The following is a 24,739-nucleotide window of genomic DNA, read 5'->3' on the forward strand; positions in this document are numbered from 1 at the left end:
CAGCACTCTTCAGCGCGCCTTCGCGCGGTCTTGATCCATTCGCAGCATCCGGTTTTCCGACCCCCGACTATGGTTGATAACGCGGCTCTTGAGCCTTCGCGTTGCGCTTTGCCGTGTCTGGCATTCTGAATTCACTGAAGAGAGATCGAGACGTTTTATGGAATGGTTAGCGGATCCCACGGCCTGGCTGGGCTTGTTGACTCTGATCGTGCTGGAACTGGTGCTGGGTATCGACAACCTGGTGTTCATCGCAATTCTGGCAGACAAACTGCCGCCGCATCAGCGTGACCGCGCGCGCATTATCGGCCTGTCACTGGCGCTGATCATGCGCCTGGGCCTGCTGGCGAGCATTTCCTGGCTGGTCACGCTCACGCAGCCGTTGTTCGAGGTGTTCGACAAGAGCTTCTCCGGCCGCGACCTGATCATGCTGTTCGGCGGTGTGTTTCTGTTGTTCAAGGCCACCATGGAATTGCACGAACGCCTTGAAGGTCATGTCGGCGAGCGTTCGAGCAACACCGCTTATGCGCTGTTCTGGCCGATCGTGGCGCAGATCGTGGTGCTCGACGCCGTGTTCTCGCTCGACGCCGTGATCACCGCGGTGGGCATGGTCGACGAGCTGGCGGTGATGATGATCGCGGTGATCGTCTCCATTGGCCTGATGATCGTTGCCAGCAAGCCGCTGACCCGTTTCGTCAATGCGCACCCGACGGTGATCATGCTGTGCCTGGGCTTTTTGATGATGATCGGTTTTGCCCTGACGGCCGAAGGCCTGGGCTTCCACATCCCGAAAGGCTATCTGTATGCCGCCATCGGTTTTTCGATTCTGATCGAAGTGTTCAACCAGATCGCCCGGGCGCGGCGCAAGCGTTCGATGCAGGGCATGCGTCCGCTGCGTGAGCGCACCGCGCACGCGGTGATGCGCTTGCTCGGTGGTCGCAAGCTGGCGGTGGAGGAGGTCGGCGAGGAAATCTCCGACCTGCTCGACAACGGTGAGGCGCCGGTGGCCGAGCTGTTCGACCGCCGCGAACGGGTGATGATCAGCGGCGTGTTGCAACTGGCCGAACGGCCGATTCGCAACCTGATGACCGTGCGCGCCGACGTCGATGCGATTGATCTGGCTGCTGATGCCGAGGCGATTCGCACGAAGCTGATGCATTCGTCCTACTCGCGGCTGCCGTTGATTCGTGACGGCGCCGTGGACGAGCCGTTGGGTTTTGTGCACAAGAAGGAACTGCTCAAGGAATACCTGGCCGGTAACGAGCCGAACCTCGAACACTTGGCGCGCAAGACCATCAACCTGCTCGACAGCTACTCGATTCTCAATGCTCTGGAGCAGATGCGCGCGGCCTCGACCCACATTGCTTTTGTGGTCAACGAGTTCGGTGATTTTGTCGGCGTGCTGACCATGACCGATATCCTCGAATCGATTGCCGGCGAATTACCCGATGCCAGCGAAATCGAAGGTCCGGACGTGGTCGAAGAACGCGGCGGGTTCCTCGTCAGCGGCGCGCTGCCCTTGGCCCGCGTGCGCCAACGCACCGGCTTCGGCGCCGAGCCGACCGAGGACTATCAAACCATGGCCGGGTTGGTGATGAGTCTGCTGGATCGTTTGCCCATGACCGGCGACAGACTCGAGTACGAAGGCTGGCAACTGACCGTCAAAGCGGTTGAAGAACGGCGGGTGACGCGAGTATTGCTGGAGCGTGACGCTGCTTGAGGTCTGAGTGGATTTGTCCATGACCCAGCGCTTCGCGAGCAGGCTCACTCCTACAATGGGTTTTGTGGGTTGCCTTGAGTCCCGCGAACGCCCCAGGCCCTGTGGGAGTGAGCTTGCTCACGAAGGCGGCGGGTCAGGTAATTCATTTGTAGCTGACTGACCGCTTTCGCGAGCAGGCTCACTCCTACATGGGTTTTGTGGATTGCCTTGAATCCTGGTCATGCCGCGAAACCCTGTGGGAGTGGGCTTGCTCACGAAGGGGCGTGTCAGGCGGCGAATCCGTTCGAACGCTGCGTTTGCTACTGGAATGTAAAGCGATCCTTCCCCGTATGCTTTGACTCATACAGCGCTGCATCCGCCTTGACCAGGGCCTGATTCAACGAATCACCCCAACTGTCAGACCAAGGACCAGCAGCAGGGTCAGCACATCGAAATGGCTGACCTTGCGCGTAAACGCGAGAATCGCCGTCAATAGCGCAAAACCGGCGAGAAACACCACCGAGCGCCATGTGAAGCCCTGGCCGCCAAGAAAGCTCACGATCAGATCAAACAGCAGCCACATGAAAATGCTGACCGCGTAAATCAACAGGCTGAACGGTTTGAGTCGCTCGAACTCACGTTGAAGAAATTCCGCTCTCAACTCGGTCGAGGCGGTTTGCTTCAACGCTTGCGCTTCAATGGTCTCGAACATGCTCTTCCTGCTGTCTGCGCCAATCCTGGCAACCACCCGAACGTGAGGGCGGGAGCGCAACGTATTCGCTCAACAGCAAAGCAGGCAGATAACGGCTTGTCCAATCCCGCTCGGGCGGTGTTCCGGCGCGCAGGTCAGCGCAAAACCCGGTGACGCGAGCGCGAGACGGTGCGCAAGGCACGAAGCGTCTGACGCAACCAAACCAGGTCATGCCTGCGTTTGCGTGGCGCCGCCGGGGCCTTGGTCTTGCCGACGTGCCAGGCGAAATCCCTGGCGAGGGTTTCCTCGGTGCCGATGCCTTTGAGCGTTTTGACCAACCTGCCGTCCTTGTAGAGCAGCACCGTAGGTGTGCCTGTCACGCGCGGGTGCCTGGGTGACTGGCTGGTGTTGAGCATGTAGATATTGGCGCGCAGTCGGTAAGGCTCGGCAATCTGCCGAAAGATCGGCCCGGCCCATTCGCAGGCGGGGCAGTGTTCGTTGGCGAAATAGAAGATGACCGGGCGCCAGGTTTTCAGGGCTTTGCGATAAATCGGTGCCAGGTTGGAACAGGACGTCATCGTGCTCACTGTCATCTCCTTTTTTTCAGTGTTCATCCGAGGAACCTGATGACGGTACAAGCGAAGCGTCAAGCGCGTCTACTGTCAGAGTTGACAGGTGTGCGAAAGCATTTTTGAGTATTGAATCAATAGCTCGCTTCCAAAGCACATTGATCCGCAGTGAGGCATGGAGGCGTCAACTCAGTACAGGAGTTACAGAGATGAGCGCAGAAAACTTAATTCTCAACGGTGACTTTTCTCAGGGCGAAACGCATTGGAGAATCTATCTGCCTCCAGGTACAGGCGCATCCGCCGAGATCCGTGATGGTTATTGCCAGGTGCAGAACGACGCATCGGTAGATCAGAGCGTGCTGCTGGAAGTCGGTAAATATCGCTTGGCCTTTGAGGGGCTTTTTCCCGATACCACTGGTAGCTACGTAAATCTGGCGCTGGAATTGTCAGGTTACCGTCAGCAAATAGCTGTCCGGGGCGGGGATGATTATTCGCCCTACGCGCTATCTTTCACAGTCACCGACGTAGATTCGAACGGAAAGGATATTTTTACCTTGGGACTTGTTGGGAAGCTGACCGGTGGTAAGTATCGCAACGTCACGTTGAGCCTTGCAGCCAATAACTAAAAACCAGTGGAAAAACCACTTCGATGAACACTTCGCCGGAACGCTCGGGTTTGCCGGCGAAGCCACCTGATCAATCCGCACCGGCCTTGCTCGATGTTTGATGCGTGCACTTAATGTGTCACCAAGACCCCGCGATGTAGCCAAATGTAGCGCAGGCTTGCCCAAGCCTCATCACTCACGGCAATCCCCGTTTTCCGTATATACCTGATTTAAAAGCCCATTATTTTCTCGAGACGCCCAACTGATGCTATGGCACACTTTCTGCTGTGTATTCCGTAGTAACAAACCGTGTTCCGGTATAGCGGAATAACCACCACCTGGAGTGCTCGCCATGCATCACCGTCCTTCGTTGTTCAAAGCGTGTGTTTTCGTACTTGCCGCTGCTTCCTCGGTCATGGGCCTGGCCCAGGCCGCCGACAGCAAGCTCGACAGTGTTCTGGCCCGTGGCAAATTGATCGTCGGCACTGGCAGCACCAATGCGCCGTGGCACTTTCAGGGCACGGACGGCAAGTTGCAGGGTTTTGATATCGACATCGCCAGGATGGTGGCAAAAGGGTTGTTCAACGACCCGAGCAAAGTCGAGTTTGTGGTGCAGTCGTCCGATGCGCGCATTCCCAATCTGCTGACCGACAAGGTCGACATGAGTTGCCAGTTCATCACCGTCACTGCCAGCCGCGCACAGCAAGTCGCCTTCACGCTGCCGTACTACCGCGAAGGTGTTGGTCTGCTGTTGCCGAACAACAGCAAGTACAAGGAAATCGAAGACCTGCAAGCGGCGGGCGATGACGTTACCGTTGCGGTGCTGCAGAACGTATACGCCGAAGAACTGGTGCACCAGGCACTGCCCAAAGCCAAGGTCGATCAGTACGACAGCGTCGATCTGATGTACCAGGCAGTGAACTCTGGCCGCGCCGATGCCGCCGCCACTGATCAGTCGTCGGTCAAATACCTGATGGTGCAGAACCCTGGCCGCTACCGTAGCCCGACTTACGCGTGGAGTCCGCAGACCTACGCCTGCGCCGTCAAACGAGGCGATCAGGATTGGCTGAACTTCGTCAACACCGCGCTGCATGAGGCCATGACCGGCGTTGAGTTCCCGGCTTACGCGGCGTCCTTCAAGCAATGGTTTGGCGTCGATCTGCCGTCGCCTGCCATCGGTTTCCCTGTCGAATTCAAATGATCCCGTGAGAGTGGGGCGAGTCACATCGCCCCGCTCAAGGTACTGCTGACCATGAATTATCAGTTGAACTTTGCCGCCGTGTGGCGCGATTTCGACACCTTGCTGGCGGGGCTCGGTCTGGGCCTGCAACTGGCACTGTTGTCGATCGCCATCGGTTGCGTGATCGGCCTGCTGATGGCGTTTGCCTTGCTGTCGAAGCATCGCGCCTTGCGGGTGCTGGCCTCGGTGTACGTCACGGTGATTCGTAACACGCCGATTCTGGTGTTGATTCTGTTGATCTACTTCGCCTTGCCAGGTCTGGGTATCCGGCTGGACAAGATTCCTTCGTTCATCATCACGCTGTCGTTATACGCCGGGGCGTACCTGACCGAAGTGTTCCGTGGCGGCTTGCTGAGCATTCCCAAGGGACAGCGCGAAGCGGGGCTGGCCATTGGACTCGGTGAATGGCAGGTCAAGGCCTACATCACCGTGCCGGTGATGCTGCGCAATGTTCTGCCGGCGCTGTCGAACAACTTCATCTCGCTGTTCAAGGACACCTCGCTGGCCGCCGCGATTGCGGTGCCGGAGCTGACCTACTACGCGCGCAAGATCAACGTCGAGAGCTACCGGGTGATCGAAACCTGGCTGGTGACCACTGCGTTGTATGTCGCGGCCTGTTACCTCATTGCCATGGCGCTGCGTTTTCTCGAGCAGCGTCTGGCGATCCGCCGATAGGAGGCTGCGATGTACGAATCTCCCAGTTGGTTGCATGAATTATGGGTGGCGCGCGAGCCGCTGTGGCAGGGCTTTGTGACCAGTGTGCAGGTTTCGGCGCTGGCCATTGTGCTCGGCACGATGCTCGGTGTGGTCGCCGGCCTGGTGCTGACTTACGGTAAGTTCTGGATGCGCGCGCCGTTTCGCGTTTACGTTGATCTGATTCGCGGCACACCGGTGTTTGTGCTGGTGCTGGCTTGTTTCTATATGGCCCCGGCGCTGGGCTGGCAGATCGGTGCGTTTCAGGCCGGTGCGCTGGGCTTGACGCTGTTCTGCGGCTCGCACGTTGCGGAAATTGTTCGTGGCGCGTTGCAAGCCTTGCCGCGCGGGCAGATGGAAGCGAGCCAGGCCATCGGTCTGACTTTCTACCAGTCCCTCGGCTACGTCCTGTTGCCCCAGGCATTGCGGCAAATTCTGCCGACCTGGGTCAACTCATCCACCGAAATCGTCAAGGCCTCGACCTTGCTCTCGGTGATCGGTGTCGCTGAGTTGTTGCTCAGCAGCCAACAGGTCATCGCACGGAACTTCATGACCCTGGAGTTCTACCTGTTCGCCGGATTTCTGTTCTTCGTCATCAACTACGGCATCGAATTACTCGGCCGGCACATTGAAAAGCGGGTGGCCCTGCCATGACTCAAGCTCAAGTTTCCCCACAGCATCAGGCGTTGCTGGATATCCGCGGCCTGCACAAACAGTACGGCGCGGTGGAAGTGCTCAAGGGCGTCGACCTGAGTATGCAGCGCGGTAACGTCGTCACGCTGATCGGCTCCAGCGGTTCGGGCAAGACCACGCTGCTGCGCTGCGTGAACATGCTCGAAGAATTCCAGGGCGGGCAGATCCTGCTCGATGGCGAGTCCATCGGTTATGACGAGGTCAACGGCAAACGCGTGCGTCATGCGGAGAAAGTCATCGCCCGCCATCGCGCCATGACCGGGATGGCTTTTCAGCAATTCAATCTATTCCCGCACCTGACGGCGTTGCAGAACGTCACCCTGGGCCTGCTCAAGGTGAAGAAAATGCACAAGGACGAAGCTGTCGTGCTCGCGGAAAAATGGCTGGAACGGGTGGGCCTGCTGGAACGGCGCAATCACTTTCCCGGTCAGTTGTCCGGCGGTCAGCAACAGCGCGTGGCGATTGCCCGGGCGATCGCGATGAACCCGAGTCTGATGCTGTTCGACGAAGTCACGTCGGCCCTGGATCCGGAACTGGTCGGCGAAGTACTCAACGTCATCAAGGGTCTGGCCGAAGACGGCATGACCATGTTGCTGGTCACCCACGAGATGCGTTTTGCGTTCGAGGTCTCGGACAAGATCGTTTTCATGAATCAGGGGCGAATCGAAGAGCAGGGGCCTCCCAAGGAACTGTTTGAACGCCCGCAATCGCCGCGTCTGGCTGAGTTTCTCAAAAGCACGCGGTTTTGAATCTGCACTTTTGCAATCAGGAGAAATACCCATGAGCATTACGCGTTACGGCACCGGCAGCACTGCCGCCGGCGGCCAGCCTCGTCCATTCGCCCGCGCTGTTGAAGCAGATGGCTGGCTGCACGTGTCCGGTCAGGTGCCCGCAGTGGATGGCGAGATCATCGTTGGCGGTATCGTCGAACAGACCCACCAGACCATGAAGAACCTGATCGCGATTCTCGAAGAGGCCGGTTATGGCCTGGAAGATGTCGTGCGTGCCGGGGTGTGGCTGGACGATCCGCGGGATTTTTCCAGCTTCAACAAGGTGTTCGCCGAGTATTTCAAACCCGAACACGCCCCGGCGCGGGCCTGTGTGCAGGCGAGCATGATGGTCGATTGCAAGGTTGAGATCGACTGCATTGCCTACAAAAAGAAGATGTGAACGGAGGTGACGCTATCGCGAGCAGGCTCACTCCTACAGGAGAACGCATTTCAACTGTAAGAGTGAGCCTGCTCGCGATGGTGGTCTAACTGTCGACACGGGACTCTCGGTAAACTCCCGGCACTTTTATTGGGAACTGAAGAAATGACCGAAGACACCATCAAACGCCGGGCACGCGGTCTGGACCGGGCGTTCGATATCCTCGATTTTCTCAAGGAAATCGGCCAGCCCTTGCGCCCCAACGACATCGCCAACGGCATCGGCAGCCCGAAATCCACGGTCTACGAACTGGTCGCCTCGTTGCTGGAGCGGCGGATTCTCGAGCCGGTGGGCAAGGACGGCCATGTCTATCTGGGCCGGCAGTTGTACTTCCTGGGGCAGGCGCATTTGCGTCATTTCGACCTTAGCCGTGAGGCCGATCATGCCTTGCAGGAGATCGTCAGCCAGACCCGCGAAACCGCGCAGATGTGTCTGCTTAACGGTCGCAAATACACGGTGGCGTTGATGAAGGAGGGCGAGCGGCATTTTCGCATCTCTTCCGACATTGGCGAAAACGCGCCGATTCCGTGGACGGCGTCGGGCCGTTTGCTGCTGGCGCATTTGAGCGATCAGCAGATCATCGACCTGATCGATGAGGACGATTACATCCTGCCCGACGGCGAGCGCTTGCCGCTGGAACGTTTTCTGGCGGAGATCCGTCAGGCCGGCAGCGATGGCTTTTTCTCCTTCGACAGTGTTGCCGACACCTTCACCCATTGCTTCGCCGCGCCCGTCAAAGATGCGCAGGGCGTGGCCATCTGCACCCTGTGCATCGTCGCCCCGCGCGCCGATGCGAAGAACAATTACAACGACTATCGCCGGGTGCTGATTGACAGCGCCAATAGCCTCGCCCGGCGTATCAACGAATAACCGCGGCTGCCTGCGGCCGCGACTGTGAGGATTCGACCATGACCACTGCCATCAACTCTGCAGTAGAAAAAGGTGACGCCGCCATCGGCGCGCAGTTGACGCGTGACGTCAGCCTGCCCGCGCTGGTGCTGCACCGCGATGCGCTGGAGCACAATATTCGCTGGATGCAGACGTTTGTCAGTGGCAGCGGCGCGCAACTGGCGCCCCACGGCAAAACCAGCATGACGCCGGCGCTGTTCAAGCGTCAGCTCGACGCCGGTGCGTGGGGCATTACCCTCGCCAGCGCCACCCAGACCCGCGCCGCTTACGCCCATGGCGTGCGCCGCGTGTTGATGGCCAATCAGCTGGTCGGTACACCAAACATGGCTCTGATTGCCGACCTGCTGGCCGATGCGGACTTCGATTTCTATTGCATGGTCGATCACCCGGACAACGTCGCCGACCTTGGCGCGTATTTCGCTTCGCGTGGGGTCAGGCTCAACGTGATGATCGAGTACGGCGTGGTCGGCGGGCGTTGCGGTTGCCGCAGCGAGCAGGAAGTCATTGAGCTGGCAAAAGCTATCGACGCACAACCGGCGCTGGCACTGACCGGCATTGAAGGTTACGAAGGGGTGATCCATGGCGATCAGGCTGTCAGCGGAATCCGTGCGTTTGCTGCCTCGCTGGTGCGTCTTGCCGTGCAGTTGCAGGACAGCGGCGCTTTCGCCATCGCCAAGCCGATCATCACCGCGTCGGGCTCGGCGTGGTACGACTTGATCGCTGAATCCTTCGAAGAGCAGAACGCCAGCGGACGCTTCCTCAGCGTGTTGCGCCCGGGCAGTTACGTGGCACACGACCACGGCATCTACAAAGAAGCGCAGTGCTGCGTGCTCGATCGGCGTAGCGATCTGCACGAGGGTTTGCGCCCGGCGCTGGAGGTCTGGGCCCATGTGCAATCGTTGCCGGAGCCGGGTTTTGCCGTGATTGCCCTGGGCAAGCGTGACGTGGCATTCGATGCCGGTTTGCCGGTGCCGTTGCTGCGCTACAAGGCGGGTGTTGTACCTGCAATGGGCGATGACATCGGTGCGTGCAAGGTCACGGCAGTGATGGACCAGCACGCGTTCATGACGATCGCGCCGGGGGTGGAATTGCGCGTGGGTGACATCATCTCCTTCGGAACGTCCCACCCGTGCCTGACCTTCGACAAATGGCGGGTGGGCTTGTTGGTGGATGAGCAGTTGTCGGTGGTCGAGCGCATGGAGACTTGTTTCTAAAGCCTGAGATTGCGTCGCGGCGGCTATTCGCGAGCAGGCTCGCTCCGACAGAAAACGCATTTCAAATGTAGGAGCGAGCCTGCTCGCGAAGGCGTCCGCCCTGACACCATTGAATCAACAGAGACACCACCAAGAATGAACACCTTAAGCCCCCTGGGCCCGAACACCCCACGCATCGCCCTGATCGGTGAATGCATGATCGAGTTGCAGCAGCGCGCCGACGGCAGCCTGCAGCAAAGCTTCGGTGGCGACACCTTGAACACGGCGGTCTACCTGTCCCGCGCCATGGGCGACAAGGCGCAGGTCGACTACGTGACTGCGCTGGGCGACGACAGCTTCAGCGACGCCATGTGCCGGCAGTGGGTCGAGGAAGGCATCGGCCTCCAACAAGTGCAGCGCCTGCCGGGTCGTTTGCCCGGCCTGTACTGCATCCAGACTGACGCCAGCGGCGAGCGCCGCTTCCTCTATTGGCGCAATGAAGCGGCGGTACGCGATTGCTTCACCACGCCTGCCGCCGAACCGATTCTGGCCGCGTTGCCGGATTACGACGTGCTGTATTTCAGCGGCATCACCTTGGCCGTGCTTGGCGCCCAGGGCCGGGAGCGGCTGATCCAGGTGCTGATCGAAGCCCGGCAGCGCGATGCGCGGATCGTCTTCGACAACAACTATCGTCCACGTTTGTGGGCCTCACCCGAAGAGGCGCGCGCGGCCTATCGCAGCGTCTTGCCTCATATCGATCTTGCGTTACTGACGGTGGACGACGAGCAGGCGCTGTTCGGGTTCAGCGATTGCGCGGCACTGTTCGAGGCTTACGCGCAGATCGGCACGCCGGAGGTGGTACTCAAGCGTGGCGCCGAGGCGTGTTTGATTCAATGTGAGGGCGAAGCGTTTGAAGTGCCGGCGCAAAAAGTTGCCAAAGTTGTCGACACTACGGCAGCGGGGGATTCGTTCAGTGCGGCGTATCTGGCCAGTCGTTTGCTCGGCGGCAACCCGGCGGAGGCGGCGCAAGCGGGACATGAACTGGCCAGTCGGGTGATTCAAGTACATGGCGCGCTGATCCCCCAGTAAACAGTGCATGGCCGCTTGCTGCGCAATCGGTTCGCGGGCAAGCCCGCTCCCACAGGGTTGCGGGTGTTACTCAATTTCCAGGCAACCCACAAAACCCCTTGTGGGAGCGGGCTTGCTCGCGAAAGCGGAGTGTCAGCCACAGAAAAATTGCCTGACCTGACGCCTTCGTGAGCAAGCCCACTCCCACAAGACTTCCGGTGGCATTCAGATTCGCGGCAACCCACAAGATTTCGGGTCTACTCAGATTCCAGGCAACCCACAAAACCCTTGTGGGAGCGGGCTTGCTCGCGAAGAGGCCCGAAAGCCAACCAGTCAATCCCGGTAAAACACCTGCACCAGGTGATAACCAAACTTGCTCTTGATCGGTCCATGCACCGTGCGCAGCGGTTTTTTGAAAATCACCGCGTCGATCGCGCCCACCATCTGTCCCGGGCGTACCTCGCCCAGATCGCCGCCGCGTTTGCCGGACGGGCAGGTGGAAAATTTCTTCGCCAGTACGTCGAACGCTTCGCCCTTGGCAATGCGTTGCTTGAGTTGTTCGGCCTCTTCGGCGGTTTTCACCAGAATGTGGCGGGCTTGAGCTTTCATCGTGGCAGTACCTGATAACGGGGTGACGGCGGGGCGCGGGATTATGCCTCAAGTCACGCCGTCGGGTTGATCATCGTGCGGATCTTGCTCGCCAGGCGTTCCAGCGCAAAGGGTTTGGCGACCATGTCCATGCCCTCTTCGAGAAAGCCCTGGCGTTCCGCGGCGATCTGCGCATAACCGGTCATGAACAATACTTTCAGGCCAGGGCGCTGCTGCCGCGCGATTTCCGCCAGCTGTCGACCGTTCATGCCCGGCAAACCTACATCGGTGACCAGCAGGTCCACTTGGGCAATGGTGTCCAGCAGCGCCAGCGCAGCGGTGGCGTCGACCGCTTCGTACGCCCGGTAACCCAGTTGCTTGAGCAAATCCAGCACCAACATGCGCACGGCCGGATCGTCTTCGACCACCACGACGGTTTCCCCGGACGTCGCCGTGCAAGGCGCAGTGATCGTCTCGACAGGTGCCTGCTCCGGCATTTGCAGGTACAGGCGCGGTAAGTACAGGCGCACACAGGTGCCTTGGTCGGGCAAGCTGTCGAGGCTGACATGGCCGCCCGATTGCTGGGCAAAACCGTAGATCATCGACAGCCCGAGCCCTGTGCCCTGGCCGATGGGCTTGGTGGTGAAGAACGGGTCGAAGGCCTTGGCGCGTACGGAGGGGGTCATCCCGGTGCCGTTGTCGCTGACCGCCAGCATCAGATAGTCGCCGGCCTTGACCGGCTCAAGCGTGGTGATGTCGTTGCCGTCGAGGTAGACGTTGGCGGTCTCGATCAGCAACTCGCCCCCGTTGGGCATCGCATCGCGCGCGTTGATCACCAGATTGAGCAGGGCGTTTTCCAGTTGACTGACGTCGGTGCTGACCGGCCATACACTGTCGGCCAGGCGCAATTTAAGTTCGATCGGATCGCCCTTGGTCCGGCGAATCAGATCTTCCAGCGAGTGAATCAGTTCGTTGACGTCCAGGGTCTTGCGATCCAGCGACTGGCGACGGGAAAAGGCCAGCAGACGATGAGTCAAGGCTGCGGCACGGTTGGCGGAGGACACGGCGGCTTCGGTGAACCGTCCGATCTCATTGGCGCGACCGTCGGCAATGTAGCGCTGCATCAGGTCGAGGCTGCCGATGATCCCCGTGAGCATGTTGTTGAAGTCATGGGCGATGCCGCCGGTGAGCTGGCCGACCGCTTCCATTTTTTGCGCGTGGCGCAAGGCGTCCTCGGCGCGCTCACGCTCGAACATCTCGTTCTGCAGGCGCTGGTTGGCCTGGGCCAATTGTTCGGTGCGGGCGCTGACGCGCTCTTCCAGGGTTTCGTTGAGGTTGCGCAGGGCTTCTTCGGTTTTCTTGCGTTCGGTTTCATCGATCACAAAGATGTAGAACCCATTGACCGCACCATCGGCGCCGTGGCGCGGCAGGTAGTTCATCAAGGCATGGCGGTTGCTGCCGTCACGGTGCGTTGTGTAGAGGCTGAATGAACAGGACCGGCCGGCGAGCGCCTCGGCGATGTACGGCGCGCGCAGAAAGTAGGCTTCTTCGCCGATTACTTCGCGGATCGTACGGCCATAGAGTTCTTGCGGTGTCAGACCGTACCAGTCCAGGTAAGCGGCGTTGTTGAGGCGAAAACGTTCTTCGCGGTCGACGTAACTGATCAGGATCGGCATGGCGTTAATGATCAGTTGCAGCTCGGTCTGGCTCTGGCGCAAGGCCTGCTCGGTGTGTTTGCGCTCGGTCAGGTCCAGCGCCGCGCCGAGAAAGCGCGTCGGCCGGCCATGGTCATCCTTGTAGCAGCGGCCGCGGGCAAACGCCCAGCGCAACTCGCCATCGGGTTGCAGCAGGCGATACTCCTCGGCGTATTCGGTGCCGTGGGTGATGCAGTGCTTGATGCCGCGCGCGACCATCGCCCGGTCTTCCGGATGGACGCCTTGCAGGTAATCGCTGATCGGCAACTGGCTGGCCAGGGCCGGATCGACACCGTGCAATTGGGCGAAATGCGCGTCGGCGATAAACCGGTCTTCAGCAATGTTCCAGTCCCAGGTGCCGACTGCGTCGGTGGCGGCCAGGGCCAGCTGCAGGCGCTCTTCGGACTCGTGCTGAGCCTTGAGGCTTTCTTCGGAGCGCTGCTGCAACTCCAGGGCAATGCGTCGGCGTTCATTGGTTTCAATGGCGGTGACGAGGATGCCCGCCACTAGCGCTGTTTCATCCCGGATCGGGCTGTAGGTCAGATCCAGCCAGACGTCGGATTCCTGGCCATCGCGCTGCAGGGTGAAGCGGCGTTCGCTGTAGGTACGCACCTGACCTTGCAGGACGGCGCTGTAGACCGGGTCGGTAAAGGCTCTGAGTTCCGGCCACATCTGGTGTGCCGGTTGTCCGAAAGCATGCGGGTGCTTGCTGCCGGCCAGCATGGCGAAGCCGTCGTTGTAGATCTGCGTGAGCTGCGGTCCCCACAACAACAGCATCGGCATTGGCGAGTGAATCACGATGTCCACCGCGGTGCGCAGGCTCTGCGGCCACTGACTGGCGGCACCCAGTGCGGTGTTGCTCCAGTCGGTGCGCGCGATCAGAGTCTGGGCGTCGTCGTTGCCGGGTACAGCGTTCATTGCGTCGATCCTGAGCGTCGTTCGGTGAGGCGGCGTCTACTATTCTTCGAGAGGGTAGACGCTCAATGTACCGCTGCGCCACAGCAGCGGGCCATGTCTGAATATTCAAGCCGGTGGGTGAATTTGACCATGGAAATCGATGTGCTGTTAACACGGCTGGCCAACCAGCATGGCTCGGACCTGTTCCTGTCCACGGGAGCGCCACCCAGTGCGCGGTTTCAAGGCGTATTGACAGCGTTGAGCGAGCAGCCGTTCAAACCCGGTGAAGTGGCAGCCATTGCCAACGCCCTGATGGATGCCGAGCAGCGCCAGGTGTTCGACCGTGAGCTGGAAATGAACCTGGCCATTTCGCTGGCCGGTATTGGCCGCTTTCGGGTCAACGTGTTCAAGCAACGCAACGACGTATCCATCGTGATTCGCAACGTGAAGCTTGATATTCCACGCTTCGAAGACCTCAAGTTGCCCCCGGTACTGCGTGAAACCGTCATGCTCAAGCAGGGCCTGATCCTGTTCGTCGGCGCCACCGATTCGGGTAAATCGACCTCGCTGGCGGCATTGATCGATCACCGTAACCGTCACAGCGCCGGGCACATTGTGACGATTGAAGATCCGATCGAGTACATCCATCGGCATCAACTCTCGATCGTCAATCAGCGTGAGGTCGGCGTCGATACTCGCAGTTTTCACGCCGCGTTGAAAAACACCCTGCGCCAAGCGCCGGATGTAGTCCTGATCGGCGAGATCCGTGACCGCGAAACCATGGAACATGCCTTGGCCTTCGCGGAAACCGGCCACCTGGTGTTATCGACGCTGCACGCCAACAACGCCAATCAGGCGCTGGACCGGATCATCAATCTGTTTCCCGAAGAACGTCGTCCGCAGCTGTTGCACGCCTTGGGTAATAACTTGAAAGCCTTTATCTCGCAGCGACTGGTGCGCACCCTCGACGGTCAGAGAAGGGCGGCTGTCGAGGTGCTGCTGGGCACGCCGACCATCGCCGATCTGGTTCGGCGAGGTGAGTTCGGAGAGCTCAAATCGATGATGGAAAAGTCCGCGGAGCTTGGTATGCAAACCTTTGATGGCGCTTTGTTCACCTTGGTGTCACAGGGTGACATCAGTGAAGAGGAAGCGTTAAAACATGCCGACTCGGTGAATAATCTAAAGTTGCGCATAAAGTTCGCCACGGAAATAAAAAACCCCGATGAGCCGAAGGCGGGGGAGTGGGGTTTGATGGATTGAAAATCAATCATTAGTTTGCTGGCAGTAATAGCATTTAATATTTTAAGTGTGGAGTATAAAGTATTGCGGTCGTACAACGTCATCAAGCTGAATGGTCAGCGTAACCGATTGATGAGGTTGTTTAATGAGTTTTGCAGAAAGAAATAAAGTGATCTGGTCGGACCATGTCGTAGTTGCCAGTTTTAAACTAAGAACTGCAGCCGATGCCGCTGAGCGGCAGCTGATGATTGCGCAGTTGGAGCAGGCTGTGAGTCAGTATTCTGCTGATGAAGTCGTCAACTGGTATGCCCACGAACTGGAGTTGCAGGAAGGTTCGTCACTGTACGAAATTTATAACCCCGGCATGCGCCTGCTCAATCAATTACTTGAAAGCAGTCCGGTCAACAGCGCACTTTCCCAGGAGCGCGCCAGTCAGCATAACGGCCTTGTGCGGGTGTCCGCTGACGGCAAAATGGAAGTGTATGGCACCGCCGGCTGGGTTGATCTGGTCGCTGCGGGTCATTTTAAATACAGTCGCTCGACGGTGGATGATCTGAAGCTGATCGCTGATTTCGCCGAGGCGGCGCGCGGGTATATATGGGCTGATCTGGACATTACGATGGATCAGTGGTTCAAGTTTCACGAGATAGATATCCCTGACACACCCGCAAAAATCAGCAACTTGCTCGAGTTGTTAAAGTTTGATCCTGCGGTCAAGGAGCCGGCCAATTATTGGGAACATTTTGCAGCGAGCGGTCAAAAGCTGGCCACGCTGTCCGAGGAACAGTTTTCAGCCATTGGCCAAGCGACCGCCAAACTTCTTCCGGGGAAAAGTCTCCTGACGGCGCTGTATAACGTTACGGGTAATGCGCCGGTATCGCATGAGAACGCAGCCCAGCGAATCAACGAATATGTCAACTACCCGGTTGCCTGCATACTGGCTGAAAAGTATTTGAAAGAACTGGGGTGGCTCGGTGGCCAAGCGGGCGAACCTATTGGCGAACAGGTTCTTCCACAGCTGTTGTTGACGGCGCTGTTGCTCGATCTGGATCCGGCCATCGAAAACTTTTGTCAACGCAGGAAGATCGCTGGGTTCGAGTTGTATGCAGCCACTTATGTTGACCGGCATCCTTCGGTTGTACTCGAGGAACTGACGACGTTTCTACGAACCCGACTGAAGGTGGATGCCCGTTTAGTTCCTTTGGCCACCCACCTGTTGCTCGCGCGCACGGCGCCAGAGTTTATCGTCAGGGACATCCCGGCGTCTGTTCTCATGGGATCGATCGCATGGATCAACTTCTGTCGCGCCGTGGTGCTGGTCGAGGCGGTGAAAACCGGCGCAGCACGCGTCTTGACCTACTCGCAGATAATGGCTTATGCCGATTTGCAGCCGGTCAGTGACTCGCAAAAGCATTTGCGCGATCTGGCAATGATTGACCCGATTGTCGATTGGGCGCTGCTCAATCAGGTCGTCACCCCGGGTGAGCTTGATCAGGCAGAGGAATCGACCACACGACGGGCAATTGAGGCCTTCGAACAGCACACCGAAAAATTCACCCAGATCGCCCGGGCCTTTTCGACCGCGCTGCCCAGCCGTGCAGGCATCGCCCGCGCAGCGTTGAAAGTCGCCGCGCCAGGCTGCGATACGCTGGACGAAAAAGCATTGTCCGAGAGCGGCGGGCAACAGGTCATGTCCATGGTGGACCTGCATCAATCAGGTGACCTCGTCACCGGCAAGTGGGACAGGCGCACGGTTCGCCTGGTCACCAACGGAATAGCCCGTCCGGCGATCAATTACAACCCGTCGGGTATCAGCCTTTACACACGCTATCCAGCGCTACTGAAACTCAAATCCTGTGACGACGAAATGGATCGGCAGTTGGCGGTGCATTTCAAGGATCTCAACAGTGCCATGTCGTCGACGGTGAAACTCGCGCTGGCCCAAATGCCTTCAGCGGATTTACAAGCCTTCATAAATGGCCGGATCGACTTTTTCACCGTGCGTGAATCGGCGATTTACACCACCAGGCTTCTCATTCACGGCCCGCTCAATATTGACTTTGACAAGGAAACACAACAGAGCCGGGATGCTGCCACCGGGCGGTTTGGCTTGGTGATGTGCACGTCTTACAACAATGCCTTTATTTGTTATGAGCTGTTCACATCCCGAGGGGAATTGCGCAAGAACGATGCCTTGGGTGCGTTGATCATCCGCGAGCGCAAACTCGAACAACGTTCGAGAATGAGCCGTGCTGCCAGTCTGACCACTCAATTTGAAGTGACTCATCTGCAAGAACTGCCACTGAACGTGAAGTGCCATACTCATGCAGTTGCCCAAGATTCCGCGGTCTCCAGCAGTATGGGGATCATCGATTATTTTGGCGCACTGGAAGAGCCCGCTGCTGCGACGGCGCTCAGGCAAGGATTTTATGCACGGTTCAACGCTCCGGAGGTTGCCCGTATCGCCGATTTCATTGTCAGGTATCGACCGTTCCTCAATGCTCAGGAGCTGCGCGAGCTGGTCCGTATCCCAACGCCGCTTGAGGAGTCTCAGGAGGAAGGCGAGCGATTACTCACCTATTTCATCGACCTGGTGGTGCCGTTCAAAAAGTGCATCGAGGACATTGCGTCCGGTGAGCATAACAAGGTGGTCGATGGGATCTACGGCTGTTTGATGGATGGTATCGGACTGGTGGGAACGGTGGCTGGGGCCAGTTCGAAAGCGTTGAGTGTTTCGGCCAAGGCCATATCCACGACATCGAAAGCTGCGCGATTCACCAAACTGGCCTTCACGTCGGCAATTTCTTTGTTCAATCCGCTCGACGGCGTACCTTCGGGTCTACAATCCGGCGCAAAACTGGCGCACAAAGGTCTGCTGCGGTTCAACAAAAACACCCACGACATTATCGCCAAGGCGAACAGACAATTGCACACGCTCACTGGGCGCCGGCAGTCCTATGATTTGATCGATAGCGTCGGCGGCGCGCAAGTGGGGCTCGGTAGCTGGCGCCCACGCGGCTCGGCGAGCGACGCCGTTGCTGTGCTGGCCGCTCGCCGAGACAACAAATGGTACGCCTTGAATCGTCGTGGCAACCCGTGGGGCAAACCGCTGGATGGCTTTTCCTATAACGCTGCGCTGCGTTTGCCTAACATGCCAAAGACCTTGCCAGAGAGCTATACGCGCAAGTTCATCGAGCAGAGTCTGCCTCGTGCCCGAGTGAAAATCGATAACGCGATCGAGGCCATCGCTCGGCATGACATCAAGCGCGATTGCGATCTGTTGATGAAAACGTTGTTCGGCGATACCTCATCGGTCGCCATTGATCGACTGGTAAACTACCTACGCTTGATCCGTTTCGATTTCGCAGGTTTTTCCTTGAGTAACATTCTGCTCGATACCCTCAAGGAAAACAGCACGATCGCAGCATTTGACGTGGACGGTTATGCGCGCTGGAAAAGCGCGCGGGCCAGCGAAGGGGCTGATATAGCCTTCGTCGAAGTCTATACAAAAAACCTTAACAGACACTTTGTCAGCCTGGGCTTCAACCATGACGTGGTCGCCGATGACCTGATCCATGAGCTGTTTCATGCCAGCGCGCAAACCGATGATATCGGCTATGCCACCGATGCGCTGAGCGATGCTGAAACCGGGCAGCGACTCGATGTCGCTGCGCTGCTCAATATTGCCGCGGGCTGCCTGCCGGTCGCGCAGGACAGCACGGTCTGTCACGCGCCGTCCAAAGCGTTTGCCAATGCCGATTCCCTGGCGGTGGCGACCTCGTTGCTGAGCCAGCTTTGCACTGACAAAGCCGGCTTTGACCGCAACATGGCAGTCATTACCAGTGCCCTGGGTGCCAGTGGTGGCAAGGCCATTGTCGAGCCAGTGCTCATCACGTTGAACAAACCGGTGTGATGACTCCGGTGTTGAGTTGACGCCTGCCCCTTGACCGGTCAAACCGCCAACTCCGGCCGATCCTGAAACTGCTCGAGCGCTTCGGGATTGGCCAGGGCGTCGGTATTTTTTACCGGCTCCCCATGCACTATATTCCTCACGGCCAGCTCGACGATTTTGCCGCTGAGGGTGCGCGGTATATCCGTGACCTCGACGATTTTCGCCGGCACATGCCTTGGGGTGGTGTTGGCGCGAATCATCTGGCAGATCCGCTGTTGCAGCGTTTCATCCAGTGCCACACCGTCCTTGAGGCGCACAAACAACACCACCCGAACGTCATCCTGCCATTGCTGACCGATAGCCACACAGTCCAGCACCTCGCTGATTTTTTCCACCTGTCGATAGATCTCCGCCGTGCCGATGCGCACGCCACCGGGATTGAGCACCGCGTCGGAGCGGCCGTGAATCATCATCGCGCCGTCGGGCAATTGCTCGGCGTAATCGCCTTGCGCCCAGACGCCGGGAAACAGACTGAAATAGGATTTGCGCAGTTTTTCTCCATCAGCATCATTCCACAGGCCGATGGGGATCGCCGGGAAATGCCGGGTACACACCAGCTCGCCTTTTTCGCCGATCACCGGCTGACCGGCGTCGTTCCATACTTCAACCGCCATTCCCAGGCTTTTGCCCATGATCGCGCCGCGCCTTACCGGCGACAGCGGGTTGCCATTGACGAAGCAGGAAACGATGTCGGTACCGCCGGACATCGAGGCCAGGCAGACGTCGGCCTTGACGTCGCGATAGACGAAGTCATAGCTCTGTGGCGACAACGCCGAGCCGGTGCAGAGCAGGGTTTTCAGGCTGCTCAGGTCATGGCTTTGTCGCGGTTTGACGCCGCTGCTTTCCAGCGTCGCGAGGTATTTCGGACTGGTGCCGAATACGCTGATGCGCTCATCTTCGAGCAGTTCAAGCAAACGTTCCGGCCCTGGGTGAAACGGCGAACCGTCATACAGCACCACGGCGCTGCCGACCGCGAGGGCCGAGACCAGCCAGTTCCACATCATCCAGCCGCAGGTGGTGTAGTAGAACAAGCGGTCACCGGCACTGAGATCGACGTGCAAACCGTGTTCCTTGACGTGCTGCAACAACACGCCGCCGGTGCTGTGGACGATGCATTTGGGCACGCCCGTGGTGCCGCTGGAGTACAGCACGTAAAGCGGATGCGCGAACGGCACCGGGACGAAGTGGGGGATTGCGCCGGGCTGATAAAAATCGTCCCACAACGTGACGTTGGCCGACGTGCGATAGTCGTCGCTGCGGGCCTGCGGCCGCGCATAAGGCACGACGATCAATTGTTGCAGCGAAGGCAGTCGCGCGAGGATTTCATTGAGCTTGCTCGTCTGGTCGATGTCCTTGCCGGCATAGCGAACCCCTGCGCAGGTGATCAGCACCTTGGGCTTGATCTGGCCGAAGCGATCAATCACCCCTTGGGTGCCGAAGTCCGGCGACGAGCACGACCAGATCGCGCCGAGGCTGGTGGTTGCAAGCATTGCCACCAGCGTCTGCCAAGTGTTGGGCATGCACGCCGCCACCCGGTCGCCGAGACCGACGCCGGCCGCTTGCAGACTGGCCTGGAACCCGCCGACCTGGCGGGCCAGTTCATCCCAGGTCAACTGTTCGCGTTGACCGCTTTCCGCAACCGCGACCACGGCGACGGCATCGTCGCGACGACGCAGCAAATGCTCGGCAAAATTCAGTGTTGCGCCGGGAAACCATTCGGCGCTGGGCATGTGGGCGCCTTCGCGCAGCACGGCGTCGGCTTGCGTATGAAAGTGAATAGCAAAGAAATCGACGATCGCCTGCCAGAACGCTTCGCGCTGATCGATGCTCCATTGATGCAGGGCAGGGTAGTCGGCAAGGTGCAACGAATGACGCTGATTGATAAAGCGCCGGAACGCGTCCATGCGCGAACGGGCGATACGGTTGGCATCGGGTTGCCAGAGGATGTCGGACATGGGTTGCCTCTTTTTATCAGATTACGCATTGCTCTTTGTGGAAGTGAGCCTGTTCCGGGCGGCGTTCCGCCGAATGCGTTGTGTCAGTCGCCGCGACGGTGCCTGGCAAACCGCTTTCGCGAGCAGGCTCACTCCTACAGGGGGGCGCGGTTACTGCGCGAGCCACCCACCGTCAATATTCCACGCCGCCCCGCGCACCTGGCAGCCAGCCTCGCTGCACAGGAACAACACCAGCTCGCCCAGATGATCAGGCGTGACGAACTCCAGCGACGGCTGCTTCTCGGCCAGCAGGTCATGCTGCGCCTGCTGCGGATCGACACCTTTGGCCGCGCGATCATCGATCTGTTTTTGCACCAGCGGCGTCAGCACCCAGCCCGGGCAAATGGCATTGCAGGTGACATTGCTGGTCGCCGTTTCCAGGCCAACCACTTTGGTCAGGCCGATCACTCCGTGTTTGGCGGCCACGTAGGCGGCTTTGCCGGTCGAACCGACCTGACCGTGCACGGACGCGATGTTGATGACCCGGCCCCAGCCTTTGGCGCGCATCCCCGGCAGGCTCAGCCGGGTGCTGTGAAACACCGAAGACAGGTTGATCGCGATGATCGAGTCCCAGCGCTCGATCGGGAACTCTTCCACCGGCGCGACATGTTGAATGCCGGCGTTATTGACCAGAATATCGACGCCGCCAAAGTCGCGTTCAGCGTAGGCAACCATGTCGGCGATCTGCGCCGGATCACTCACATCCGCCGGATGATGACCGACCTTGCCGCCGTACTGGCCGACCTCGGCGATCACTTTCGACGCATCGCCAAAGCCATTGAGGATCAGGTTGGCGCCGGCCTTGGCCAGGCTCAGGGCGATGCCCAGGCCGATGCCGCTGGTGGAGCCGGTAACCAATGCGGTCTTGCCCGAAAGAAGGGTCATGAATACCTCACACAATGCCAGTGGCGTAGAAGGTGCCGATCACAACGAAAACCGCGAGGGTCTTGATCAGCGTAATACAGAAAATGTCTTTATAGGCTTCGCGGTGTGTCAGGCCGGTCACCGCCAGCAGGGTAATCACCGCGCCGTTGTGCGGCAGGGTGTCCATGCCGCCACTGGCCATCGCGGCCACGCGGTGCAGCACTTCCAGCGGAATATTGGCTGCGTGGGCCGCGCTGATGAACTGCTCGGACATCGCTGCCAGCGCAATGCTCATGCCGCCCGACGCCGAGCCGGTGATGCCGGCCAGCAGCGTCACAGTAATCGCTTCGTTGACCAGCGGATCGGGAATTTGCTTGAGCCAGTCGGCCAACACCAGAAAGCCTGGCAGCGAGGCGATCACCGCGCCGAAACCGTATTCGGACGCGGTGTTCATCGCCGCCAGCAATGCGCCGCTGACCGCACTTTTGCTGCCCTCGGCGAGTTTGGCGCGAATCGCCTTGAAGCCGAACGCAAGCACCATGAGGATGCCGACCAGCAATGCGGCCTGCACTGCCCAGATGGCGGTGAGCTTGGCGATTTCCGTGGTCACCGGTGCGCTCATGCCCGGCAGCGCGAGGCTGTGGGTCTTGCCGTACCACTGCGGAATCCACTGGGTGAACAGCAGATTCATGATGCCCACCGCCAGCAACGGCGAGAGGGCGATCCACGGATTTGGCAGTTGCAGGTCTTCAGCGGTTTCCGGTTCGTTGCGCAGCTCGGTGCCGTAACCTTCGCCCGCACGTTGTGCCTTGTTGCGCTGGCGTTGCAGAAACAGCATGCCGGCGCAGAACACGAAAATCGTGCCGATCACGCCCAGCCACGGTGCCGCCCAGGCGGTGGTGTTGAAGAACGTGCTGGGGATGATGTTCTGGATCTGCGGCGTACCGGGCAGGGCGTCCATGGTGAAGGAAAACGCGCCGAGGGCGATGGTCGCGGGGATCAGGCGCTTGGGGATATTACTCTGGCGGAACATCTCGGCGGCAAACGGGTACACCGCAAACACCACCACAAACAGCGAGACGCCACCGTAGGTGAGCACGGCGCAGACCAGCACAATCACCAGCATCGCTTGCCGGGTGCCGAGCACGCGAATGGCGGCGGCGACGATCGAGCGCGAGAAGCCAGACAGTTCGATCAGCTTGCCGAACACCGCACCGAGCAGGAACACCGGAAAGTACAGCTTGATGAAGCCGACCATTTTTTCCATGAACACCCCGGTGAAGGCGGGCGCCACGGCGGACGGGTCGGTGAGCAGGACCGCGCCGAGGGCGGCAATCGGGGCGAAGAGGATAACGCTGTAGCCACGGTAGGCGGCCAGCATCAGCAGCGCCAGGGCTGCCAAGGCAATGATCACACTCATGGTGTGTCTCTCCAGAATTGTTATTTTTGTGGGTGGAACGGGTGTGGAGAGGGCTTAGCGAGAACTGTGCCATATCGCTAAGTTATTGAATATAAAGGCGTTGTTTGTTTTGTGAAGCTGGATTTTTGCTTTTTGTCTCTTCCTTGAGACTTGTGCTGTCTGGAACGGCGCCTTCGCGAGCAAGCCCGCTCCCACATTTGCTTTGCATTGTGGCTCAGAGGGTGAAATCGCCTTCCGCCACCAGTTCGCTCAACGGACGACGCGGGCTGGGCGTTTCACGGGCTTGCAGGTACTCCGCCAGCGTTGCCTTGTCACCCACTTTGCCCACCGCCACCATTGCGTGCAGGGCGTACTCCTGGGGAATGTTCAGTTCCTGGCGGGTCAACTCCTGATCGAAACCGGCCATGCCATGGGTGTGCCAGCCGCTGAGGCTCGCTTGCAGCGCCAGATGGCCCCACGCCGAACCGGTATCGAACGTGCTCCACAGTGCCGGGGTTTCTTCGGTCGCGCCCGGTGCGGTGAAGGTGGTTTTGGAAATGACGATCACCAGCGCCGAGGCGTGCTGCGCCCAGCTGCGGTTGAACTCATTGAGCATACCTAGATAGCGTTCCCAGTTCGGTGTATCGCGACGTGCGTAGAGAAAGCGCCACGGTTGCGAGTTGTACGCCGACGGCGCCCAGCGCGCGGCTTCGAAGAAGCTCAGCAGGGTCTCTTGCTCGATCGCTTCGCCGGTGAAGGCACGTGGCGACCAGCGGTCAGTGAACTGCGGGTGAATGGCGTAATCGGCAACGCGAGGGTTGGCACTCATGCACGGATTCCTTGCAACGGTTGGATAAGAAGTTCGTCGAAAAACCCTACTGGGCGGCGCCGGGGCTGACAAGCGGATTTACCGACAGTCGCCAACGCTTGGCCCCCGCGTTCGCTGGCACTAGACTGGCGGCCTTTTCACCACCTGATGTTGATGCTTGAGCCATGGCCGCCAAAGTCGAACCGTTCTGGATACGTAAAACCCTCGATCAACTCGACCACGAGGAATGGGAATCGCTGTGCGACGGCTGTGGTCTGTGCTGCCTGCAAAAACTTGAGGATGAGGAAGACAACAGCGTCTATTACACGCGCATCGCCTGCAAACTGCTGGACCTGAAAACCTGCCAGTGCAGCGATTATCCGAACCGCATGCAGTTTGTTCCGGATTGCATCCAGCTCACCCCGGGGCAGGCTGAAGAATTCAAATGGCTGCCGCCGACCTGCGGTTACCGTCTGGTCAGCGAGGGCAAGGACCTGCCGTTATGGCATCACCTGGTGTGTGGCGACCGCGACGCGGTGCACCATGAGCGGATTTCCCAGTCCGGACGCATGCTTGCCGAAGGCAGCGTGCCGGAGGATGACTGGGAAGATCATCTGATTTTTCGTGCGGGTTAATAGTTACAGGATTGGAAACCGCTATCGCGAGCGAAAATCGAGCGGGCCGGGGAAGAGCTGAACAAGCTGAAAACCAATGCCGAGGTGGCCACCGAAACGGCAA

Annotated in this window: 21 protein-coding genes and 1 pseudogene; 14 read left to right on the forward strand and 8 right to left on the reverse strand. The window is 59.2% G+C overall.

The genetic code is table 11. The features are described from left to right. Positions 1-157 precede the first annotated feature (157 nt). Positions 158-1,717, forward strand: coding sequence for a TerC family protein (locus HU765_RS23250; protein ID WP_186546421.1), 1,560 nt, complete (start codon positions 158-160; stop codon positions 1,715-1,717). A gap of 376 nt (positions 1,718-2,093) precedes the next feature. On the opposite strand, the gene HU765_RS23255 is transcribed toward HU765_RS23250, so the two are convergent. Together HU765_RS23255 and HU765_RS23260 are read right to left on the reverse strand one after the other, a co-directional pair. Then, positions 2,094-2,408, reverse strand: a complete 315-nt coding sequence (locus tag HU765_RS23255) for a hypothetical protein (RefSeq protein WP_186623259.1) — start codon at positions 2,406-2,408, stop codon at positions 2,094-2,096. Between the two features lie 134 nt (positions 2,409-2,542). Then, positions 2,543-2,965, reverse strand: coding sequence for a thioredoxin family protein (locus HU765_RS23260; RefSeq protein ID WP_186623288.1), 423 nt, complete (start codon positions 2,963-2,965; stop codon positions 2,543-2,545). Positions 2,966-3,165: 200 nt separating this feature from the next. On the opposite strand from HU765_RS23260, the gene HU765_RS23265 reads away from it, so the two are divergent. The 9 genes from HU765_RS23265 to HU765_RS23305 all read left to right on the forward strand — a co-directional run bounded on the left by HU765_RS23265 (position 3,166) and on the right by HU765_RS23305 (position 10,587). Beyond that, the gene (locus tag HU765_RS23265) at positions 3,166-3,582 is read left to right on the forward strand and encodes a hypothetical protein (RefSeq protein WP_186623260.1); all 417 of its coding nucleotides are present in this window, start codon (positions 3,166-3,168) and stop codon (positions 3,580-3,582) included. 331 nt (positions 3,583-3,913) lie between these two features. Next, the gene (locus HU765_RS23270) at positions 3,914-4,762 is read left to right on the forward strand and encodes a transporter substrate-binding domain-containing protein (protein ID WP_186623261.1); all 849 of its coding nucleotides are present in this window, start codon (positions 3,914-3,916) and stop codon (positions 4,760-4,762) included. A gap of 51 nt (positions 4,763-4,813) precedes the next feature. Continuing rightward, positions 4,814-5,476, forward strand: coding sequence for an amino acid ABC transporter permease (locus tag HU765_RS23275; protein WP_186546417.1), 663 nt, complete (start codon positions 4,814-4,816; stop codon positions 5,474-5,476). A 9-nt stretch (positions 5,477-5,485) separates the two neighbouring features. Further along, a complete protein-coding gene (locus HU765_RS23280) occupies positions 5,486-6,148 on the forward strand; it encodes an amino acid ABC transporter permease (protein WP_186623262.1) in 663 nt (220 codons plus the stop codon). Beyond that, positions 6,145-6,936: an amino acid ABC transporter ATP-binding protein gene (locus tag HU765_RS23285; protein WP_186623263.1), complete on the forward strand. Its 792-nt coding sequence runs from the start codon at positions 6,145-6,147 to the stop codon at positions 6,934-6,936. Before HU765_RS23280 ends, HU765_RS23285 begins: the two co-directional genes overlap by 4 nt. A gap of 31 nt (positions 6,937-6,967) precedes the next feature. After that, positions 6,968-7,357: a RidA family protein gene (locus tag HU765_RS23290; RefSeq protein ID WP_186546414.1), complete on the forward strand. Its 390-nt coding sequence runs from the start codon at positions 6,968-6,970 to the stop codon at positions 7,355-7,357. 144 nt (positions 7,358-7,501) lie between these two features. Beyond that, positions 7,502-8,266 carry an IclR family transcriptional regulator gene (locus tag HU765_RS23295; protein ID WP_186546413.1) on the forward strand — a complete coding sequence of 255 codons (765 nt, stop codon included), beginning with the start codon at positions 7,502-7,504 and terminating at the stop codon, positions 8,264-8,266. Positions 8,267-8,304: 38 nt separating this feature from the next. Beyond that, a complete protein-coding gene (locus HU765_RS23300; RefSeq protein ID WP_186623264.1) occupies positions 8,305-9,519 on the forward strand; it encodes an amino acid deaminase in 1,215 nt (404 codons plus the stop codon). Positions 9,520-9,654: 135 nt separating this feature from the next. Beyond that, a complete protein-coding gene (locus HU765_RS23305) occupies positions 9,655-10,587 on the forward strand; it encodes a sugar kinase (RefSeq protein WP_186623265.1) in 933 nt (310 codons plus the stop codon). 312 nt (positions 10,588-10,899) lie between these two features. On the opposite strand, the gene HU765_RS23310 is transcribed toward HU765_RS23305, so the two are convergent. After that, positions 10,900-11,175 (reverse strand): peptidylprolyl isomerase, encoded by a 276-nt coding sequence (locus tag HU765_RS23310; protein WP_007912322.1) that lies wholly within the window; start codon positions 11,173-11,175, stop codon positions 10,900-10,902. 53 nt (positions 11,176-11,228) lie between these two features. Next, entirely contained in the window at positions 11,229-13,766 is a 2,538-nt protein-coding gene (locus HU765_RS23315) for a PAS domain S-box protein (RefSeq protein WP_186623267.1), read from the reverse strand. A gap of 129 nt (positions 13,767-13,895) precedes the next feature. On the opposite strand from HU765_RS23315, the gene HU765_RS23320 reads away from it, so the two are divergent. Continuing rightward, on the forward strand, positions 13,896-15,005 hold the full coding sequence (locus HU765_RS23320; RefSeq protein WP_186623289.1) for a PilT/PilU family type 4a pilus ATPase: 1,110 nt from the start codon (positions 13,896-13,898) through the stop codon (positions 15,003-15,005). 124 nt (positions 15,006-15,129) lie between these two features. Then, positions 15,130-18,897 (forward strand): hypothetical protein, encoded by a 3,768-nt coding sequence (locus HU765_RS23325; RefSeq protein ID WP_186623269.1) that lies wholly within the window; start codon positions 15,130-15,132, stop codon positions 18,895-18,897. A 38-nt stretch (positions 18,898-18,935) separates the two neighbouring features. Here the strand turns inward: HU765_RS23325 and HU765_RS23330 are convergent, their stop codons facing one another. The 4 genes from HU765_RS23330 to HU765_RS23345 form a co-directional block, all read right to left on the reverse strand. Next, positions 18,936-20,891 (reverse strand): acetoacetate--CoA ligase, encoded by a 1,956-nt coding sequence (locus HU765_RS23330; protein WP_186623271.1) that lies wholly within the window; start codon positions 20,889-20,891, stop codon positions 18,936-18,938. Positions 20,892-21,041: 150 nt separating this feature from the next. Further along, positions 21,042-21,815: a 3-hydroxybutyrate dehydrogenase gene (hbdH, locus tag HU765_RS23335; RefSeq protein ID WP_186623273.1), complete on the reverse strand. Its 774-nt coding sequence runs from the start codon at positions 21,813-21,815 to the stop codon at positions 21,042-21,044. Positions 21,816-21,822: 7 nt separating this feature from the next. Further along, the gene (locus HU765_RS23340) at positions 21,823-23,214 is read right to left on the reverse strand and encodes a GntP family permease (protein ID WP_186623275.1); all 1,392 of its coding nucleotides are present in this window, start codon (positions 23,212-23,214) and stop codon (positions 21,823-21,825) included. 214 nt (positions 23,215-23,428) lie between these two features. Next, complete coding sequence (locus HU765_RS23345; RefSeq protein WP_186623276.1) at positions 23,429-24,022, reverse strand: nitroreductase family protein; 594 nt, start codon at positions 24,020-24,022, stop codon at positions 23,429-23,431. Between the two features lie 164 nt (positions 24,023-24,186). Here HU765_RS23345 and HU765_RS23350 point away from each other — a divergent pair, with 164 nt between their 5' ends. Both HU765_RS23350 and HU765_RS27115 read left to right on the forward strand, forming a co-directional pair. Then, entirely contained in the window at positions 24,187-24,636 is a 450-nt protein-coding gene (locus HU765_RS23350) for a YcgN family cysteine cluster protein (RefSeq protein WP_064594159.1), read from the forward strand. A gap of 21 nt (positions 24,637-24,657) precedes the next feature. Further along, positions 24,658-24,739 (forward strand): annotated as a pseudogene (locus HU765_RS27115) (DUF2892 domain-containing protein); the annotation flags it as partial.

Source organism: Pseudomonas sp. SWRI81 (assembly GCF_014268545.1).
Lineage (GTDB): Bacteria > Pseudomonadota > Gammaproteobacteria > Pseudomonadales > Pseudomonadaceae > Aquipseudomonas > Aquipseudomonas hamedanensis.

Coding starts and splice junctions, on each gene's coding strand:
- HU765_RS23270 (WP_186623261.1), top strand. CDS start 3,914: ATGCATCACCGTCCTTCGTTGTTCAAAGCGTGTGTTTTCGTACTTGCC.
- HU765_RS23310 (WP_007912322.1), bottom strand. CDS start 11,175: ATGAAAGCTCAAGCCCGCCACATTCTGGTGAAAACCGCCGAAGAGGCC.
- HU765_RS23305 (WP_186623265.1), top strand. CDS start 9,655: ATGAACACCTTAAGCCCCCTGGGCCCGAACACCCCACGCATCGCCCTG.
- HU765_RS23350 (WP_064594159.1), top strand. CDS start 24,187: ATGGCCGCCAAAGTCGAACCGTTCTGGATACGTAAAACCCTCGATCAA.
- HU765_RS23295 (WP_186546413.1), top strand. CDS start 7,502: ATGACCGAAGACACCATCAAACGCCGGGCACGCGGTCTGGACCGGGCG.
- HU765_RS23330 (WP_186623271.1), bottom strand. CDS start 20,891: ATGTCCGACATCCTCTGGCAACCCGATGCCAACCGTATCGCCCGTTCG.
- HU765_RS23340 (WP_186623275.1), bottom strand. CDS start 23,214: ATGAGTGTGATCATTGCCTTGGCAGCCCTGGCGCTGCTGATGCTGGCC.
- hbdH (WP_186623273.1), bottom strand. CDS start 21,815: ATGACCCTTCTTTCGGGCAAGACCGCATTGGTTACCGGCTCCACCAGC.
- HU765_RS23320 (WP_186623289.1), top strand. CDS start 13,896: ATGGAAATCGATGTGCTGTTAACACGGCTGGCCAACCAGCATGGCTCG.
- HU765_RS23260 (WP_186623288.1), bottom strand. CDS start 2,965: ATGACGTCCTGTTCCAACCTGGCACCGATTTATCGCAAAGCCCTGAAA.
- HU765_RS23285 (WP_186623263.1), top strand. CDS start 6,145: ATGACTCAAGCTCAAGTTTCCCCACAGCATCAGGCGTTGCTGGATATC.
- HU765_RS23345 (WP_186623276.1), bottom strand. CDS start 24,022: ATGAGTGCCAACCCTCGCGTTGCCGATTACGCCATTCACCCGCAGTTC.
- HU765_RS23280 (WP_186623262.1), top strand. CDS start 5,486: ATGTACGAATCTCCCAGTTGGTTGCATGAATTATGGGTGGCGCGCGAG.
- HU765_RS23315 (WP_186623267.1), bottom strand. CDS start 13,766: ATGAACGCTGTACCCGGCAACGACGACGCCCAGACTCTGATCGCGCGC.
- HU765_RS23300 (WP_186623264.1), top strand. CDS start 8,305: ATGACCACTGCCATCAACTCTGCAGTAGAAAAAGGTGACGCCGCCATC.
- HU765_RS23290 (WP_186546414.1), top strand. CDS start 6,968: ATGAGCATTACGCGTTACGGCACCGGCAGCACTGCCGCCGGCGGCCAG.
- HU765_RS23325 (WP_186623269.1), top strand. CDS start 15,130: ATGAGTTTTGCAGAAAGAAATAAAGTGATCTGGTCGGACCATGTCGTA.
- HU765_RS23255 (WP_186623259.1), bottom strand. CDS start 2,408: ATGTTCGAGACCATTGAAGCGCAAGCGTTGAAGCAAACCGCCTCGACC.
- HU765_RS23275 (WP_186546417.1), top strand. CDS start 4,814: ATGAATTATCAGTTGAACTTTGCCGCCGTGTGGCGCGATTTCGACACC.
- HU765_RS23250 (WP_186546421.1), top strand. CDS start 158: ATGGAATGGTTAGCGGATCCCACGGCCTGGCTGGGCTTGTTGACTCTG.
- HU765_RS23265 (WP_186623260.1), top strand. CDS start 3,166: ATGAGCGCAGAAAACTTAATTCTCAACGGTGACTTTTCTCAGGGCGAA.